The 17,456-nt window shown below is 59.7% G+C and carries 15 protein-coding genes; 7 read left to right on the top strand and 8 right to left on the bottom strand.

What is annotated here, in order from left to right; genetic code table 11:
• Window positions 1–6 precede the first annotated feature (6 nt).
• The 4 genes from CXR43_RS14090 to CXR43_RS14075 all read left to right on the top strand — a co-directional run bounded on the left by CXR43_RS14090 (window position 7) and on the right by CXR43_RS14075 (window position 6,019).
• On the top strand, window positions 7–909 hold the full coding sequence (locus tag CXR43_RS14090; RefSeq protein ID WP_103334835.1) for an MBL fold metallo-hydrolase: 903 nt from the start codon (window positions 7–9) through the stop codon (window positions 907–909).
• A 59-nt stretch (window positions 910–968) separates the two neighbouring features.
• The gene (locus CXR43_RS14085) at window positions 969–2,732 is read left to right on the top strand and encodes a SulP family inorganic anion transporter (protein WP_103334832.1); all 1,764 of its coding nucleotides are present in this window, start codon (window positions 969–971) and stop codon (window positions 2,730–2,732) included.
• A gap of 115 nt (window positions 2,733–2,847) precedes the next feature.
• Window positions 2,848–3,858, top strand: a complete 1,011-nt coding sequence (locus tag CXR43_RS14080; protein ID WP_103334829.1) for a TAXI family TRAP transporter solute-binding subunit — start codon at window positions 2,848–2,850, stop codon at window positions 3,856–3,858.
• A gap of 88 nt (window positions 3,859–3,946) precedes the next feature.
• Window positions 3,947–6,019 (top strand): TRAP transporter permease, encoded by a 2,073-nt coding sequence (locus tag CXR43_RS14075; RefSeq protein ID WP_103335344.1) that lies wholly within the window; start codon window positions 3,947–3,949, stop codon window positions 6,017–6,019.
• Here CXR43_RS14075 and CXR43_RS14070 read toward each other — a convergent pair.
• From CXR43_RS14070 to dctP, 4 genes are all read right to left on the bottom strand, one after another.
• The gene (locus CXR43_RS14070) at window positions 6,006–6,935 is read right to left on the bottom strand and encodes a dihydrodipicolinate synthase family protein (protein WP_103334827.1); all 930 of its coding nucleotides are present in this window, start codon (window positions 6,933–6,935) and stop codon (window positions 6,006–6,008) included. The two genes, CXR43_RS14075 and CXR43_RS14070, sit on opposite strands and share 14 nt — an antisense overlap.
• A 34-nt stretch (window positions 6,936–6,969) precedes the next feature.
• A complete protein-coding gene (locus CXR43_RS14065) occupies window positions 6,970–8,265 on the bottom strand; it encodes a TRAP transporter large permease (protein WP_103334824.1) in 1,296 nt (431 codons plus the stop codon).
• Complete coding sequence (locus CXR43_RS14060; protein WP_103334822.1) at window positions 8,262–8,840, bottom strand: TRAP transporter small permease; 579 nt, start codon at window positions 8,838–8,840, stop codon at window positions 8,262–8,264. The genes CXR43_RS14065 and CXR43_RS14060 overlap by 4 nt, the downstream gene beginning before the upstream one ends.
• A gap of 96 nt (window positions 8,841–8,936) precedes the next feature.
• A complete protein-coding gene (gene dctP / locus CXR43_RS14055) occupies window positions 8,937–9,953 on the bottom strand; it encodes a TRAP transporter substrate-binding protein DctP (protein WP_103334820.1) in 1,017 nt (338 codons plus the stop codon).
• Window positions 9,954–10,097: 144 nt separating this feature from the next.
• Here dctP and CXR43_RS14050 point away from each other — a divergent pair, with 144 nt between their 5' ends.
• Window positions 10,098–10,823: a GntR family transcriptional regulator gene (locus CXR43_RS14050; protein ID WP_103334817.1), complete on the top strand. Its 726-nt coding sequence runs from the start codon at window positions 10,098–10,100 to the stop codon at window positions 10,821–10,823.
• 20 nt (window positions 10,824–10,843) lie between these two features.
• Here the strand turns inward: CXR43_RS14050 and uxuA are convergent, their stop codons facing one another.
• Window positions 10,844–12,061: a mannonate dehydratase gene (uxuA, locus tag CXR43_RS14045; protein ID WP_103334814.1), complete on the bottom strand. Its 1,218-nt coding sequence runs from the start codon at window positions 12,059–12,061 to the stop codon at window positions 10,844–10,846.
• Between the two features lie 516 nt (window positions 12,062–12,577).
• Here uxuA and CXR43_RS14040 point away from each other — a divergent pair.
• Complete coding sequence (locus CXR43_RS14040; protein WP_103334812.1) at window positions 12,578–13,387, top strand: GntR family transcriptional regulator; 810 nt, start codon at window positions 12,578–12,580, stop codon at window positions 13,385–13,387.
• Window positions 13,388–13,727: 340 nt separating this feature from the next.
• A complete protein-coding gene (locus tag CXR43_RS14035) occupies window positions 13,728–14,120 on the top strand; it encodes a response regulator (protein ID WP_103335341.1) in 393 nt (130 codons plus the stop codon).
• A gap of 30 nt (window positions 14,121–14,150) precedes the next feature.
• On the opposite strand, the gene CXR43_RS14030 is transcribed toward CXR43_RS14035, so the two are convergent.
• The 3 genes from CXR43_RS14030 to CXR43_RS14020 form a co-directional block, all read right to left on the bottom strand.
• Window positions 14,151–15,569 (bottom strand): sensor histidine kinase, encoded by a 1,419-nt coding sequence (locus CXR43_RS14030; RefSeq protein WP_103334810.1) that lies wholly within the window; start codon window positions 15,567–15,569, stop codon window positions 14,151–14,153.
• 213 nt (window positions 15,570–15,782) lie between these two features.
• A complete protein-coding gene (locus tag CXR43_RS14025) occupies window positions 15,783–16,475 on the bottom strand; it encodes an N-acyl amino acid synthase FeeM domain-containing protein (protein ID WP_246831399.1) in 693 nt (230 codons plus the stop codon).
• A 24-nt stretch (window positions 16,476–16,499) separates the two neighbouring features.
• Entirely contained in the window at window positions 16,500–17,234 is a 735-nt protein-coding gene (locus tag CXR43_RS14020) for a class I SAM-dependent methyltransferase (RefSeq protein WP_246831398.1), read from the bottom strand.
• Window positions 17,235–17,456 lie beyond the last annotated feature (222 nt).

Here is a 17,456-nt window from a genome sequence, read left to right as displayed (position 1 = left end):
ACACCGATGACAAATTTTGCAACGATTCCCCATGCCGTTGACCTTTCGGTCAAACCAGAGGTGATGGCCTTCTTTGATGAACCGACCAACACGGTTACCTATGTGGTGCGCGATCCGGCCAGCACCGCCTGCGCCGTCATCGATTCCGTGATGGACATCGACTATGCCGCAGGCCGCATTTCCTATGCCTCGGCCGATGCGGTGATCGACTTCATCCGCGCGCAGGGCCTGACGCTGGAATGGCTGATCGAGACGCATGTTCATGCCGACCACCTGTCTGGTGCCCCCTATATTCAGGGCAAGCTTGGCGGCAAGATCGGCATTGGTGAACACATCACCCTCGTTCAGGACACCTTTGGCAAGATCTTCAACGAAGGCACCGAATTCCAACGCGATGGGTCGCAGTTTGACCGGCTGTTCAAGGATGGCGACACCTATCAGATCGGTGGCATGACGGTGTTTGCCCTGCACACGCCCGGTCACACGCCAGCCTGCATGACGCATGTGGCGGGCGATGCCGCTTTTGTCGGTGATACGTTGTTCATGCCGGATGGCGGATCGGCCCGTGCCGATTTCCCGGGCGGGGACGCACGCACGCTGTACCGGTCGATCCAGCGCGTGCTGTCGCTGCCCGCCGAAACGCGCTTGTTCATGTGCCATGATTACGGGCCCAACGGCCGTGAAATTCGCTGGGAGACGACCGTGGCCGAACAGCGGGCCCATAATATTCATATCAAGGACGGTATCACTGAAGATGAGTTCGTCCAGCTCCGTGAAGCGCGGGATGCGACCCTAGCCATGCCGAAACTGATCATCCCATCCCTGCAGGTGAACATGCGCGCGGGTGACCTTCCGCCCCCGGATGAAAGCGGCAAGCGCTTTCTCAAAGTGCCGATCAACGGGCTTTAAGCCTTCAGGACCACACCGCCGCCCCCGGCTTTCTGCGCGCGACTGAAAAGGCCAAGCCGTTGAAACGTTTCTCGTCTCTGTTCCCCATCCTTGGGTGGGCACCAGCCTATACGACATCCGACGCGCAAAGCGATCTGATCGCGGCGGTGATCGTGACCATCATGCTGGTGCCGCAAAGCCTTGCCTATGCCATGCTGGCGGGCCTGCCGCCGCAGGTGGGGCTTTATGCCTCGATCCTGCCTCTGATCGCCTATGCAATCTTTGGCACCAGCCGGGCACTCGCGGTCGGGCCGGTGGCGGTGGTGTCCCTGATGACAGCGGCGGCGGTGGGGCAAGTGGCGGACCCCGGGAGCGCGGAATATCTGACGGCGGCTATCACGCTGGCATTCTTGTCCGGGCTTGTCCTTGTGGCGATGTCTTTGCTGCGCTTGGGGTTTCTGGCCAATTTCCTGTCGCATCCGGTGATTTCGGGCTTCATCACCGCGTCTGGACTTCTGATTGCGATCAGCCAGCTGCAGCACATTTTGGGGATCAGGGTGGAGGGCGACAGCCTGTTGCGCGTGCTGGCCGGGATCGCCGCGGGACTTGATGGACTGAACCCATATACCTTTGTCATCGGCACCACTGCGACCGCGTTCCTGTTCTGGACACGCAAGCAGTTGAAGCCGCTGTTGCTGGCACGCGGGGTGCCGGCACGGGCGTCGGATCTAATCGCCAAGACCGGTCCTGTGGTCGCCATCGTCTTGTCCATCCTTGCGGTGGTCGGCTTTGGGCTGGCGGATAAGGGAGTCAGGATCGTTGGCAATATCCCCGGCCATTTGCCACCCTTTGCGCTGCCATCGTTTGATCCGGGCCTGTGGCAGGAATTGCTGCTGCCTGCGGTGCTGATCAGCCTGGTCGGTTTTGTGGAATCGGTCTCGGTGGCGCAGACTCTGGCCGCGAAACGGCGGCAACGCATTGTGCCCAACCAAGAACTGACTGCCCTTGGTGCGTCCAACATCGCCTCTGCCCTGTCGGGTGGTTATCCGGTGACGGGTGGGTTTGCCCGGTCCGTGGTGAATTTCGACGCAGGTGCCGAAACCCCGATGGCGGGTGCCTTTACCGCGGCAGGTATCCTTGCGGCGACCATTTTCCTGACCCCCCTGTTCCAACTCCTGCCACAGGCCGTGCTGGCCGCAACGATCATCGTGGCCGTCCTGTCTCTGGTGGACATCGCCGCGATCCGTCGCACCTGGGCCTATTCCAAGGCTGATTTCGCCGCGATGGCCGTGACCATCCTCGCGGTGCTGCTGGTGGGGGTCGAAGCGGGGATCCTGGCCGGTGTGTCGCTTTCGCTGGCGCTGTTTTTGTGGCGCACCTCGCGCCCGCATATCGCCATTGTCGGCCAGGTGCCGGGGACCGAGCATTTTAGAAACGTTGAGCGCCATGATGTCATCACCGATCCGCGCATCCTGTCGATCCGGGTCGATGAAAGCCTGTATTTCGCCAATGCCCGCGCCCTTGAAGACGCGATCTATGACCGTGTTGCTGGTCTGCCGCAGTTGCAGCATGTTGTCCTGATGTGCCCGGCCGTGAACGCCATCGACGCAAGCGCGCTGGAAAGTCTTGAAGCCATCGCGCACCGTCTTGGCTCTGCCGGGATCGGCTTTCACCTGTCCGAGGTCAAAGGTCCGGTGACGGATGCATTGATGCGGTCGGATTTCATGGATCACTTCAAGGGCCAGATTTTCCTGTCGCAGCACGAAGCGTTCATGACGCTGACCGGCGGGGCTCCGGACGGTGCTGTGGTGCTGGCTGGTTCCGGGCCGCGCTCCGGCCGTTAACTTCTGAACGCAGCGATCAATCAGTCTCGACCTCTGGGCGATCATCGCTTAGGATTTGATCAGATCGTCCGGAAGGGCGGCAGCATTTCGAGGAAAGACCACCTAGGAGGTAGGCATGAAAATCATATCCTTCAACGCTCTGGCAGGGGCCGCGCTTGCGGTCGGGCTGATGGCACAAGGCGCAGTGGCGCAGGACATGCAGTTTTTCCGCATCGGCACCGGCGGCACGGCAGGCACCTATTACCCAATCGGTGGCCTGATCGCGAACGCGATTTCCAACCCGCCCGGGTCGCGCGCCTGTGAAGAAGGTGGCTCTTGCGGCGTGCCGGGCCTGATTGCCACGGCTGTGGCGTCGAATGGGTCGGTCGGCAACGTGAACTCGATCAACGGCGGCACGTTGGAGGCTGGCTTCAGCCAGTCTGACGTGGCCTATTGGGCGCAAACCGGCACCGGCCTGTTCGAGGGTCAACCTGCGGTCGAAAAACTGCGGCTGATTGCCAACCTCTATCCTGAAAGCATCCATCTGGTGGCCAGTGCGGACTCGGGCATCGCCTCGGTCGCCGATCTGCGCGGCAAGCGCGTGTCGCTGGACGAGCCGGGATCGGGCACGCTGGTGGATGCCAAGATCATCCTTGAGGCGTTTGGCCTGACCGAAGCCGATATTACCCCGGAATACCTCAAGCCCGATCAGGCATCGGACCGGATGCGCGATGGCGCGATGGATGCGTTCTTCTTTGTTGGCGGCTATCCGGCAGGCGCGATTGCGGAACTGTCCAGCCAGCATGATGTCGTGATCGTGCCGATCACCGGCCCGGAAATCGACGCACTGCGCGAGGAATACAGCTTCTTCGCCACCGACACCTTCCCAGCCGGCACCTACAACGGACAGGACGCTGAAGTGGCCACCATTTCGGTGGGCGCGCAGATGGTGACCTCGGCCGATCTGTCCGAAGATCTGGTCTACGGGATCACCAAATCGCTGTTCAACGAGACGACGCAGGGTCTGTTCGCCAATGGTCATGCCAAGGGCAAGTTCATCACGCTGGAAAATGCCGTCCAAGGGGCAGGCATCCCATTCCATCCGGGTGCGGAGAAGTTCTACAAGGAAGTCGGCGCGATCGAGTGATCAGCCCGATCTGACCTGACGACCGGGACGCGGCCTGCGCATGGGCCGCGTCCCTTTCATCTGCATGACAGCTTGCAAGGACCGTCTGATGAGCAACGACACGCGCACCCTGACCGAGGCGGAACTGCGGGCAATCGAAGAAGAATTTGATCCCGAAGCGCGGTTCAGAACCATCACACGCCCTGTGGCGCTGCTGTCAGGCGTTATCTTGTTCGCCTTGGCGGTCTATCATTATTACACAGCCGGTTTCGGCATCCCGCGCGCGACCACGCATCGCGGCGTGCATATGGGCGTGTCGCTGTTCCTGATCTATCTGAGCTTTGCCGCCTTCTCTTCGGGGCGTCAGAAGACCACAGGCTTTGTCATCCTTGGCCTGCCAGTGCTGGACTGGCTGTTTGCCATTGCTGCGCTGATCAGCGCACTTTACGTGCCATGGATCTATGACCAACTGGCCTTTCGCATCGGCAACCCGCTGCCGCTGGATGTGGCGATGGGCACTGTCCTGCTGGTGACACTGTTCGAGGCTGTCCGCCGCTCGATGGGCTGGCCGCTGCCGGTGATTGCGCTGTTGTTCATCGGTTACGCCTATTTCGGGCAATCGATGCCTGGCATTTTCGTGCATCCCGGCTCTGACTGGGCCGGGATCGTCAATCACCTTTATCTCTCGTCCCAAGGTGTCTACGGCACCGCGCTCGGCGTGATTGCCACCTATGTGTTCCACTTCGTGCTGTTCGGCGTGATGGCGCAGAAGATCGGCCTTGGGCAATTGTTCATCAATCTGGCCACCGCGCTGACCGGGCGCTATGCCGGGGGGCCGGCCAAGGTTTCCGTCGTGTCCTCCGCCCTGCTCGGGTCAATCTCTGGCTCGTCCATCGCCAACACGGTCACCACCGGCGCGCTGACCATTCCCACCATGATCAAGATCGGCTTCAAGCGCCATTTTGCGGCGGCGGTCGAGGCGGCTTCTTCCACCGGCGGGCAGATTACACCGCCGGTGATGGGGGCCGTGGCCTTTCTGATGGTGGAATACCTGGGCATCCCGCTGCGCACGATTCTGATTGCGGCCATCGTGCCGGCCTTCATGCATTTCTTCGGCGTGTTGGTGCAGGTGCATCTGGAGGCAAAGCGTCTGGGCATCCGGGGCCTGACCAAGGAAGAGCTGCCCAACGCTGTAAAGGTTCTGCGCGAAGGCTGGCTGTCGATGTTGCCGTTGCTCCTTCTGGTGTGGATGCTGATGTCGGGGCGCACGCCGTTTCTGGCAGCATTCTGGGCCATCACCGCCTGTATCGCGGTCTACGCAATCCAGCGCGTCATGGCGTCCGGCGTTACGGACGGGGCCAAGGAATTTGTTGCCGGGATCTACGAAGGCTTCGTCTCCGGCGCCAAGAGCTCTCTTGCCGTTACGGCGGCGGCGGCTTTGGTGGGCGTGGTGATCGGCGTGGTTACGTTGACCGGAATCGGCTTCAAGATCGCCTTCATGTTGACCAGCCTGGCGCAAAGCTGGGCAGTCAGCACCCATGCTTTCCTCGGCTTCCTGCCGTTCGAGCTTTTTGGCATCCAAACGCTCGCGCTTTTGTTTACTCTGATGATGACAGCGGTGGTCTGCATCCTGATGGGCTGCGGCATCCCGACCACGGCGAATTATATCATCATGGTCGCTGTCGCCGCCCCGGTGCTGAGCATGATGAATGTCGAGCCGCTGGTCGCCCATTTCTTCGTGTTCTATTACGGGGTGCTTGCCGATGTGACACCGCCGGTGGCGCTGGCGGCCTATGCCGCCTCGGGCATCGCGGGGGCAAATGCGTTCAAGGCGGGCAACACCGCCTTCCGCCTGTCAATGGGCAAGGCCTTGGTGCCGTTCATGTTCGTCTTCTCGCCCTCGCTGCTGCTGGTGACCGAAGGCTTCACGTGGAGTGCCTTTGCGCTGGCCTTTACCGGGGCTGTGCTGGGCATCCTGGCGCTGTCTGCCGCGATCACCAATTGGCTGATGGCCCCGCTGTGGAAGATCGAGAGGGTGATTCTGCCTATCGCCGCCCTTTTGATGATCGCACCGGAGGTCATCTCGACGGCACTGGGGGCTGCCATCCTCGGCGCGGTCGCCTTGCGCCAGTGGCTGGCCCTGCGCGCCGACCCTAGCATCGGGGCCCCTACAGGGCCCTGATGCGATCGCGGAACCGGGACGCTCCCTCGACGATGTGATCAAGGACCACCTCGACCGCCCAGTGTTTTTCGGCAATGTCATAGGGGATCGTGCGGCTGTGGACGCAGTCGAAGGTGCCGATCCGGCGGTGGTAATGCTTGGCCAGCTTGGGATAGCCCATGCCTTCGGACATGGCCGACAGCACGAGGAAGGTGTCCAGCTCCGCCGCCAATTCGGGATGCTCGCGGCCATGGTCCATCAGCCAGCGATAAAGATCGGGATGAAAGTTGTTCATCACGCCGGAAAAGCCGTGACCGCCCGCCAGAATGGCAGGCCAGGCGATCGCCGCGTTCGCATTGTTGATCGCCAGTGGCGAGCCTTCGACCAACCGCAGCCGCCGCTTTACGTCATCAAGATTGCAGGTCACGTCCTTGAGGAAGGCAAACCGCCCGCTTTGTGCGCACCAGCTGACCTCGTCATCCGTCAGCAGGCGGCGATAGGGCGCGGGGCATTCATACAGCCCCAGCGCCATGTCGGATGGCAGGGCGGTCAGCAGGTCATCCATCCGCGCGCGGAACACGTCGCTGCCCTCATCCGCTGCCGCCAGACGGTTGGTCACCAGAACCACCGCATCGACCCCGGTTTCGGCGATGGTGCGCAGCTCCAGCTTCTGATCGTCCATTGCGGCCGAGATATGCCCCGAGGCCACCACCGGCACCCGGCCCGCCACATGCCTGACCGTGAAGGCCGCCAGATCGCGGCGTTCTTCCAGCGTCAGAAACAGCATTTCCGATGATTGGCACACCGCAAACAAGCCATGCGAACCGTTGTCGATGTACCAATCGATCAGCCGGGCATAGCCCTCCCAATCGATGGTGTTGTCTGGTTTGAACGGCGTGATGACGACCGGAAAGATACCTTGCATGGCATGCGACATTGGGAGAGTCCTTGGAACTTGGGATAAGAGGAGGTCAGCCGGCATAGCCAAAGGCGCGCGGCAGCATCAGGATGACATCTGGCACCAGGATCATCACCAGCAGCGCGGCCACCAGAACCGCCAGAAACGGCCAAACCTCTTGTATGATCTCGGCCAGCGGAATGCGGGTGACGGCGTTGATCACAAACAACAGGATGCCGTAAGGCGGTGTGATCAGCCCAATCATGCAGTTGACGATGGCCACCACACCGAAATGGACCAGATCAATGCCAAGTTCGCGGCAACTGGGAATGAACAGCGGAATGATGACCAGAATGATGGTCGACGCGTCCAAGAAGCAGCCCAGCACCAATAGCAGCAGGTTCACGCACAGCAGGAACACGAGCGGATGAATGTCGAGGCCCACAAGCGCCTGCGCCACAACGCCCGGAATGTTTTCTGACGCCACGATATAATTCAGGATCAGCGCCCCGCCGATCACCAGACCGACTGCCGCAGATGACCGCGCAGAATCAACCAGAATGCCGTAAAAGGTTTTCAGTGACAGCGATCTGTAGAACACCGCCGCAAGGATCAGCGCGTAAAACGCGGCCACGGCTGCGGCCTCGGTCGGCGTGGTTACGCCGCCATAGATGCCGTAAAGCAGGATGGCGGGCATCAGCAGCGCCGGACCGGCCCTGAAGGTGATGCTCGGCAGTTCGCTCAGCGGGACCGGTTCATCCTTGGCAAAGCCACGCCGGTGCGAGATCCAGGCATTCATTGCCATCAGAACACCGCCCATGAACAGCCCCGGCACGATGCCGCCCAGAAACAGGAACCCGATCGACGTGTTCGACACCAGCGCATAGAGCACCATGGGAATGGAGGGCGGAATAATCGGTCCGATCGTTGCCGACGCCGCCGTGATCGCTGCCGCATAGCCGCGCGTGTAATGGCCGGACTTGACCATCATGTCGATGATCAGCTTGCCGATCCCTGCGGCGTCCGCCACAGCCGACCCTGACATGCCGGAAAACACCAGCGAGGCCATCACGTTCACATGGCCAAGCCCGCCCCGGAACCGCCCCACGATAGCGATACAAAACTGCAGCAGCCGATCAGACACCGTCCCGGCGTTCATGATATTGGCCGCCACAATGAACAGCGGCACCGCGAGCAGGATATAGCTCTGATACAGCCCGTCCATCAGCACCTTGCCGCTGATCCCGATGCTCTGGCCCGCCGCCACCAGATAGGCCATCGAGGCCACCAGGATCGCATAGGCAATCGGCATTCCGATGGCGGCCAGACCCATCAGCGCAACCAGGCACAGAAGAAATTCGAAGCTCATGGTTTTGTCCGTTCCGTGCCCGGTGGTTCCAGTCCAGGCAGCACGGGTTCTTCCACGCCATGACGAAAGGCATGCCAGACCATCCAGAAATAGCGTGCGGCGACGGCCAGAAGGAACAGCATGTAGATCACATAAATATCGCGCATCCGGATCCAGTCGCCGAACAGATCGCCCAATGTGGCGGTGGTCTTCAGCCGAAGGATCATGAAGCGATCCCATGTCGGCAAGACCGAGGCCAGCAGGGCGATGCCGATGGCCAGCCCGGTGATGATGGTGAACACCCGCCGCACCCGGGGCGGCACCGCGATGTACAGGATGTCAAAGGTCACGTGATCGGCCTGGCGTACGATAAAGGCATTGCCCCAGAAAATCAGCCAGACCCAGACCGCGAGGCAGAATTCCAATGTCCATCCGTAATAGAGCGGCTGCAACCACGGCAGGGTCTCCGTCACCCACTCGATCCGAGCGGCATAGCGCACCACGACCTGCAGGATGAAAGTGGCGAACATTGCGGCCATCAACGCCGCAGCAAAGCCTTCGGCAGACGTGCGCAGCAGGGATATAACACGGGCCATGAACTGCCTCCGGCACGCCACAGGGCGCGACGCAAAAGGGGAACAAGGCCGGGGTGCTGCGCAGTGGCTGCTCCCCGGCCAGGATATCACGCCAGATCAGTTGCCAAGGGCGTTGATCTGTTCCAGCACGCCTTCGGGCCAGGATTGAGCGAATTCGGACCCGATGTATTGTGCCTGCACATGGGTGCGGAACGCTTCCAGATCGGGCTCGTAGACTTCGAGCCCCTGCTCTTTCAGGAAGGTGACAAGCTCTTCTTCCTTGGCCATCTGCCCCTCACGCGCGGCCGTGGCAGCATCATCTGCCGCCTGTTGCACGGCCGTTTGCTGGTCTGGTGTCAGCGTGTCCCAGACTGCCTTGGACATCGCGATATAGTTCAGGTCCACCAGATGAGCGGTCAGGCTGACCTGCTTGGTCACCTCGTAGAACTTGGCATCCACCACCGTGGGCAGTGGGTTGTCTTGCCCGTCGACCGACCCGGTCTGCAGCGCGGTGTAGATCTCGGTAAAGGCCATTGGCGTCGGATTGGCACCGATGGCGCGACCCAGGAACTGCCAGGCATCGGATCCCGGCATCCGCAGGTTCACGCCGGCCAGATCTGCGGGGGTCATCACTTCCTTTTCGCTGCGTGGAAAGCGCAGGTTTACATGGCGCTTGCCCAGATACATGACCGAGAGCAACTTGACCCCAAGCTCATCCTCGACCTTTTGCTTGAACGGGTCCATCAGCGGGTCGCTGAACACCGCAAGCTGATGCTCGGCACTCTGGTGCACATAACCCGCCGTGAAGATCGAGAATTCGGGGAAGAAGTTCGCCAGTTCCTGGGCAGAGGCGATCGACATCTCCAGATCACCCGAAGCAATCGCTTCCAGCTCAGACCCTTGCGCCACCAACGATGCATTGTAATGCGGCTGGTAGGTGGCGAATTCGGCGATGGCCGGGCCGAACACGGTGGCAAGTGCGACCGACCGCTGGTCTGTCTCGGATGCCGGGGTCGACATGCGGATCACAGGCAAGTCCTGGGCCGCTGCGGCAAACGGGGCAAGGCTGGCGGCGAAAAGTGCCAAGGCTCCGGCAGACGCCAGGAAAGCCCGGCGGGGTGTCGAATATGTCATTCTGTCTACTCCTCCCAGAATATATCGGTGTCCGCGCCTGTCTTCTTTTGACCGGCGCTCCTCTGCCGGCCGGAAAACATTGCACTACCGTTCCTGCAACTAACATGTTAGTGTCATGTTAGCAATAGGTCAGTGAGCAACGCAATGTCCGAACCGATGGTCACCCAGCCTGCCGCAGCCCGGCGCGACGCGGCCGGCTCTGCTGCAGAGCCCTCATTGCGCCAGATTGCCTATGACCGGATTGAGGAACTTCTGAACTGGGGCAAGGTCCGACCGGGCCAGATCATCTCGCAGCGCGAGTTGATGGAAATGGCCGGGGTCAGCTTGGGTTCGGTGCGCGAAGCCATTCCGAGGTTTGAGGCGGAGGGGCTGCTTCTGACCCTGCCACAGCGGGGTCTGATGGTGCCCAGTCTGGATGTCACCTTCATCCGCGAAGCGTATCAGATGCGGCGCATGATCGAGCTGGAGGCTGTGCCGGACATTCTGGCCCGGCTGGACCGTTGCCTTGTCACCGAATGGATCGACTGGCACCAGGCCGCGCAGGTGCGGCTTGGGCAGGGTGACGGATCTGACGTGGCAGAATTTCTACGCGACTTTCAGCTTTATGACTGGGACATGCATGCACAGATGGTCAGCGTGATGGAAAATCGCCTGATTTCGAATGTGTACCGTGTGACAGCCATCAAGATCCGTATGGCGGCGCAGTCGCGCGTCAGGGTGACCCGGCAGAATGCGACGCGGGTGATCAAAGAACATCTGGCGTTTCTGATGCCGATGCTGGCGGGCGATGCCGATGCCGCAACCCGTGCTCTTTCGCATCACATTGATCAATCCCTGACCCTTGCCTTGGGCGGCATGGTTCAGGGGTAGGTCGGGATGCACGCAGGGCGCTAGCCCGCGGCTCTGACCGCCGGATGGGACAGCGCCGTCATGATGCCGCGCAGTTCTGCCAGCCCCTTGAGGCGCCCGATGGCCGGATAGCCTGGTTGAGCCTTGCGATTTTGATCATCCAGAATGTCCTGTCCGTGATCCGGACGCATGGGGATCTGCCAGTCGGCGCGACCCACAGCCTTGCGCTTGGCCTGCTCGGCGAGAACTGCCGCGATCATCGCCACCATGTCGGTGTTGCCCTCAAGATGTGCCGCCTCATGGAAAGACCCACCCAGATGCCGTTCCTCCAGCGCCACATTGCGCAAATGCAGGAAATGCACGCGGTCGCCCAGCCGCTTCATCATACCCGGCAGATCATTGTCGGCACGCGCGCCCAAGGATCCGGTGCACAGCGTGATACCGTTGGCGTGCAGATCCACCGCATCCATCACGGCCCGGTAGTCGGCCTCGGTCGACATGATGCGTGGAAGGCCCAACAGCGGGAAGGGTGGGTCATCCGGGTGGCAGCACAGCCGTACCCCGATTTCTTGTGCGATCGGGCTGACCTCAGCCAGAAAATCGATCAGATGCCCCCGAAGCTGTTCGGCCGAAATGTTGTCGTAGCGGGCCAGATGCGTCTTCACATCCTCCATCGACATCCGCTCTGCTGACCCGGGCAGGCCAAAGACCACGTTGCCGCACAGCTCTTGCTTGCGGGCATCTGACATGTCGGCAAAGCGGGCACGGGCTGCTTCCTCCACCTCGCGGCTGTAATCAGACTCGCCGCCCTTGCGCTGCAACAGGAACAGATCAAACGCAGCAAAGTCGACGGCGTCAAAACGCATGCATGTTGCGCCATTGGCCAGCCGGTAGGCCAGATCGGTGCGTGTCCAGTCCAGAATAGGCATGAAGTTGTAGCAGATCACCTCGATCCCCGCAGACCGCAGGTTGCGCATGGAGGTGATCCAGTTGGCGATATGGGTCTTCCAGTCACCGGTCTGTCGTTTGATGTCTTCCGACACTGGCAGGCTTTCCACCACCTCCCATTTCAGTCCGGAGGCGGCACCGCTTTTCATCACCGCCAATTCTGCCTGACGCTGCGCAATGGCTTGCGGGGACCAGACATCACCGGTCGAGACCTGGTGCAGCGCCGTCACGACCCCTTCCACACCGGCTTGCAGCATGTCGTCAACGGATACCAGATCCTTGGGGCCGAACCAACGCCACGTCTGTCTCATCTTCACTCCTCCCAACAGATACGCCGCGCTCGGGTGCCGGCAAAACAAAGTTGCAGCCTGACCACTTTGGTGCGGTCGCAAGTGGCGTCATGGGCGGCCAGTGCCGTGGCCAGTACAAAGGTGCCGGTGATCATGGGCCCGTTCGATGATGCCTGGCCCAGTTAGCACGATGGCGCTGACACTGCGGTATCAAGGCATCGCGGCTCGTTGAACACAATTTCCTTGCCCACCCCAATGTTGCGCCACAGCGGTGTTGGTCCGGCCACACCCTGCCGTACCTTGGCACCACGCGATTGCAGACCGTAGACCGCATCGCGGCGGCTTCGACCAGTACGAAGGCGCAAGGCAATTTGCCATTGCGAATCTCTCTGCTGGAATAATTTAAACCATACTACCATACCAGGCAAGGCGATGCCCTGCTCCGCCATTGCCCGGCAGCCCGCTTGGCGCTACCATACTAGTGGCGAAAGACCGTTCCGGACGCGACCGGTCTGCTGAACAGAAACATGAAGCGGCATGGCTACAGGGATCAACAGCGATCAGATCGATCCGCGTGGCTCTGTCGGGCGGCAATTGGTTCAGATCCTCCGGACACGGATTATTGAAAACCGGATGATGCCTGGGGAACGGGTATCAGAGGCCGAGCTGAGCGTTCAGTTCGGCGTCAGCCGGCAGCCCGTCCGTGAAGCATTCATCAAGTTGGCAGAGGAAGGTCTGGTTCAGGTTCGTCCACAGCGTGGTACCTTTGTCTGCAAGATTTCTTTGCGTGCCGTTGAAGATGCCCGCTTTATTCGCGAAGCGATCGAAAGTGATCTGGTAAGGATTGTTGCGGCGGCGTCAGACGGCGCGTTGGTACGGGAACTGCGGCGTCAGCTGGAGGCGCAGACCCGCCTGTGCAGCCTTGGTCTGACCCAGCCGAATCGCACCGAATTCCTCCGGCTTGACGATCTTTTCCACCGGACGCTGGCCGAAGCGGCCGGGCGTCAGCATCTGTGGCAAGTCATGGATGGCGTGAAGTCGCAGATGGACAGGGTGCGCTATCTGACGACCCAAAATCTGGACATAGATCGCATTGTCACACAGCATGCTGCGGTCGTTGACGGGATCGAAGCGAAAGATCCACCCCGGGCCGAAGCTGCGATGCGCCTTCATTTGCGCACCATCCTGCAGGATCTGGTTGTGCATCAGGCGCGAACCCCCGAGGTCTTTGAGGGGTCGGACATCGACCTGCACGGCATGGCGCGCGTTACGCTGGATCAGCGCGAACAGCTCTTGGCACCGGAAGATGCAACCGGCTTTTCACCAGAGAGGCGCTCAAGAGGGTAAGCCAAGCAAGGAGCGCTCAAGAACAGGCCGGCAGACCGTCATTCGCTTTGGCAGAAAGACCTTGGAGATGAGACGCCCGAGCGCTCTCTCGGATCTCTGGCGCAGCAGGATTTCGCCATCAGTCAAAGTGCAGCAAATCTTTTTATCCTGTGCATCTGCCCATTTTCTTGCTATTTCGAGCCTTCCAAATTGGAAAAGGGGCCTGCCGAGAGGACCGGTTTCAATCCGGCTCCGCGCTCTGCGGGAGAGTCGCATGTGATAAACTGCTGGAAGTCATGCCTTTACCATGCAATCTGCTTTCAGGTTGACCCAAAGGCCGACACATTCTGAGGACGACGTGATGAGAGAGCTGCAGCGGATTCTGCACGTAGATGATGCCGAAGACGTTTTGTTCATAGCGAATCTCGCGCTGAAACAGATCGGCAAATTTGAGCTTCTGCAATGCAGTTCCGGCAAACAAGCAATCGCAGAGGCTGTCGCCTTTGGTCCGGACATGTTCCTGCTGGACTACATGATGCCGGAAATGGATGGCAGGGAAACGCTTTACGCACTCCGCAAATTGCCCGGCCTGAGCGATGTCCCGGTTGTCTTCATGACGGCGCGGATCGGGGAGGAATTTTCGAATGGTCTGATCAAGGAAGGCGCCTTGGAGGTTATTCCAAAGCCCTTTGATCCGATGCGTCTCGCCGACCGGCTGCGTGACCTGTGGCGTACGTATAACGCGTCACAGTAAGCGCGCCTCTGGCCCGGGCGATGTTTTCTGTCATACTGTGGTTCCGCTTGCGACATCCGGACTGGCACCTGCGTTTATCCCGTCCTTACCCGTAAGGCGCTCAAATTCAATGAAAAATGTCGATCCGACACCGAGTTCGCTGATATAGTCGATCATGCCGTGGTGGCGCTCGACGATCTGCTTGGTGATGTTGAGTCCAAGGCCGGTGCCACCGACCTTGCGTATATCCGAAGAATCGACCTGACTGAATCTGCCAAAAACGCGCTCATTCGCCCCGCTCGGAATGCCAACGCCTTCATCCTCGACCAGGATGCGGACACGCGAGCCGCGGGTTTCAACGCGCACCGTGACGGTGCCGCCCGGTTTGGAAAACTTGAGTGCGTTGGAAAGCAGATTGTTCATCACTTGGATCATGCGGCTGCGGTCGCCCATGAAGCGGCACGCGTCACCGCAGGGAACGGTTGCAACCCGGAGACCGAGCTTGTCTGCATAACCGATGGTCGATTCCACGGCATCGGCCACCAGATCGTTTGCGTCTATTGGTTTGAGATGAAACACGATCTCTCCTGCCTCGATCTTCTGCAGGTCCAGCAGGTCGTCAATCAGGCTGGCAAGCCGATGTCCGTTTTTGGCCGCGACGCCGATCACGGGCCTGAGGTTTTCAGGCACCTCACCAAGGACGCCATTGTTGACAAGGTCCAGCCCGCCGATGATCGAGGTCAGCGGCGTGCGCAATTCATGGCTGACCGTCGAAAGAAACTGAGACTTGATTTCCAAGGCAACTTTGGTCCGCTCGTTTTCCGCCTCGAGCAGTTTCATCTGGTCCAGCCGGTCCTGATAGTTTCGATAGAACTTCGCCGAGATATCCACGATGAAATAGAGCACGAATATGATCGTGAAGAACTCCAGCCAGACCGGAGAGCTCAGGGGAGGAAAGTAGCGGTAGACGTCAAGAAACGCGATAAAGAGAAACGCGGCCCCGTAGATCGACAGACGCAAAAGCAGGATGCCGACCATCTGGCTGTTGTACATTGCCGCGAACAGGGATGCAGAAAACAAAAAGAACAGGGGGGTGAAATGTCCCCCGGATGTCTGCTGAACCGCTATGTTGATACTGAAAATGCTGATCGCCACAGCACTGAGGACCGTGTTAACAGCAATGCCCCTGAGGATTTTTCGGCCCACCACGGGGTCTCGTCCATCCCAGGCATTGGATTTTCGGGCAAGCATCAAGTCCAGCATCTCGGTGACAACGACCAGCGCGTAAGATGCGAAGGTAGAGATCGGATCAAAATACAGCGCCGCCAAAACGGCGGCGGCAAAGAAGCTCGCCTGCCGCTGCCAGACCACCTGGTTGAGAAGGACCACGTAATCTCGGATCAGTTTTTCGCGACCGTCCGTGTTGAACCGGTTCGCCCAGGCCGCCCTAACCATCTGCAGGTCAATCATGCATGCCTCTGCCGCTGTCGTAAATGCGAGCCCTATTGTGCCAATGTGTCGAAATTCGGCCATACGACGGGCGGCGCGTGGCTTTTCCTCAGATGATAATGGCAAATATAAGGCTGACATTGCAAGTTGCGCTTTGCGCGACAATCAGCAAAGGCGCGGCGGTGTGGCTTGTCTTGTACCGTGTTGCGCCATCAACGCCACATCAGATGCCTGTCAGGCGGCCTCGGACCTGCCCGCCTTCGAAGCGGTATAGACCCCCGAAAGCGCCGGAAAGGCGATGTCGGCATGCGGGAATTCTTCGATGGGGCCAAAGACCGGTGAACGTGCCAGAACGGCGTCGCGCTGTTTTCTGAAATTTGCAGTCAGAAGATGCAGCGGCTTTTTTAGCCCAGGATAGTCGCGCGCTTTGATCGCCAGCGTATACCCAAGGTACCGGCGGTAAAATGCAATATGCTCAGTTCTTACAGAGGCAAGCGCCAAGTCTATATCGTAGAAGATCGCGGCAAGAAACGGAATACGCAGGGCCAGAAAATGTATTGGCACGCGCATCTTGCGGGCCTCTGGATCGATCACGAAGCGGGTGGGATCCAGAATTGTCTGCCCCTTCTTGAGATGCTCCGCCAATTCGGGAAACACATCCAGCGTCGGCGAAGTAAGCGAGAGATCTGACAGAAGGTGCAACCGCATCGCCGCCTGCACCTTCCCATCGACCTCGATCGCGACATGGACGCAGTTCGGCGCGTCATCGAGCGCGTCGGTGAGCATCCCCGTCTCATTTTCGCCAATCGCTTCTTCGGCGAGATAGCATTTGTAGCGCAGGCGATAGATCTCTTCGAGCTCGGCCCTTTCGCTGAGAACTTTATAGCGGGAGCGTTGCAGCGCTTCGATGACATGTGGGTTCATCATTGGTTTTTCTGTCTTTCTGCGCCGCTATGCCCGTGCGCGACAGACGAGCAGGTCACTGTATCCACGATAGACAGATTGCTTCCTGACGATTTCGAAACCGGCAGCGGTGGCCGCAGTTGCCAGCTCTGCTTCGCTATGCGTCCAGTAGTCGCCGGCCTTTTGTGCCTCGAAGATGTTCTTGTTCTGCTTGGCGATTTCGCGACCCTGCCAGAAGACCCGAAGCGCGCCCGCCAGCCCGAGTTGTTGTCTCAGACTCGAGAACAGGTAATTGCGCCAGTCGCGTACATCCATGTGCCGACCCATATCGATCAGATAGAGCCAGCCGCCCGGGCGCAGCAGCCGACGCAGGTCAACAAGCCGCTCCTCTGGGGAGGGCATAGTGTAAAGCGCGTGCACGCAGATCACCAGATCTGCGGCTTCGCTTGCAGCGATGTCTTCCAGAGCGAGGGTGCCATAGCTGATGTTGCCATGCGTCGCGAGTTTGGATTTGGCCATGCCGATCATGCCTGCATCGGGCTCCATCAGGCGAATTTCGCTCTCGGGGCAGATGCGCGCGGCAATCTTGGTATAATTTCCGGTGCCGCCACCGATGTCATAAATCAGCCGCGGTTTTTCTATTGTTGCCAGAAAGGCCTCAAAGTCGTGCAGCAACGCTTGATACTCTGGGTTGTGCTCGGACAGCAGATCGTAGGCCGATGCGTAGCTGTTCCAGTCGACGCGGACACTGCGATCGGCAGCATCACTTTTTTGAAGAGTCACAAGATCGGACCCCTCGACACGTGTGTGTGACGGCATGGAAGGAAGACTCCAGAGTTCGGTTTGGAAGGGCCTGCTGCACGACCTCATTAGTTAACAATACGTTAAGATGCGAGGCGGACATTGCAAGGACTTTTACCAACTGCGCGGATGGTCTTTGCGAAATGTTTCCAATTTTGCAACTGGCGGTCTGGCCGAAGGACCAAGGCTCGGGTCGTCGTTACA

The sequence above is a fragment of the Pseudotabrizicola formosa genome, assembly GCF_002900965.1.
GTDB lineage: Bacteria > Pseudomonadota > Alphaproteobacteria > Rhodobacterales > Rhodobacteraceae > Pseudotabrizicola > Pseudotabrizicola formosa.
This window is presented reverse-complemented; position numbering and strand designations above follow the sequence as displayed.

Excerpts from the sequence above, each read along its gene's own strand:
- dctP (WP_103334820.1), bottom strand. The coding sequence starts at position 9,953 with ATGACATATTCGACACCCCGCCGGGCTTTCCTGGCGTCTGCCGGAGCC.
- CXR43_RS14025 (WP_246831399.1), bottom strand. The coding sequence starts at position 16,475 with ATGATGAACCCACATGTCATCGAAGCGCTGCAACGCTCCCGCTATAAA.
- CXR43_RS14030 (WP_103334810.1), bottom strand. The coding sequence starts at position 15,569 with ATGATTGACCTGCAGATGGTTAGGGCGGCCTGGGCGAACCGGTTCAAC.
- CXR43_RS14040 (WP_103334812.1), top strand. The coding sequence starts at position 12,578 with ATGGCTACAGGGATCAACAGCGATCAGATCGATCCGCGTGGCTCTGTC.
- CXR43_RS14080 (WP_103334829.1), top strand. The coding sequence starts at position 2,848 with ATGAAAATCATATCCTTCAACGCTCTGGCAGGGGCCGCGCTTGCGGTC.
- CXR43_RS14060 (WP_103334822.1), bottom strand. The coding sequence starts at position 8,840 with ATGGCCCGTGTTATATCCCTGCTGCGCACGTCTGCCGAAGGCTTTGCT.
- CXR43_RS14065 (WP_103334824.1), bottom strand. The coding sequence starts at position 8,265 with ATGAGCTTCGAATTTCTTCTGTGCCTGGTTGCGCTGATGGGTCTGGCC.
- uxuA (WP_103334814.1), bottom strand. The coding sequence starts at position 12,061 with ATGAGACAGACGTGGCGTTGGTTCGGCCCCAAGGATCTGGTATCCGTT.
- CXR43_RS14090 (WP_103334835.1), top strand. The coding sequence starts at position 7 with ATGACAAATTTTGCAACGATTCCCCATGCCGTTGACCTTTCGGTCAAA.
- CXR43_RS14070 (WP_103334827.1), bottom strand. The coding sequence starts at position 6,935 with ATGTCGCATGCCATGCAAGGTATCTTTCCGGTCGTCATCACGCCGTTC.
- CXR43_RS14075 (WP_103335344.1), top strand. The coding sequence starts at position 3,947 with ATGAGCAACGACACGCGCACCCTGACCGAGGCGGAACTGCGGGCAATC.
- CXR43_RS14050 (WP_103334817.1), top strand. The coding sequence starts at position 10,098 with ATGTCCGAACCGATGGTCACCCAGCCTGCCGCAGCCCGGCGCGACGCG.
- CXR43_RS14035 (WP_103335341.1), top strand. The coding sequence starts at position 13,728 with ATGAGAGAGCTGCAGCGGATTCTGCACGTAGATGATGCCGAAGACGTT.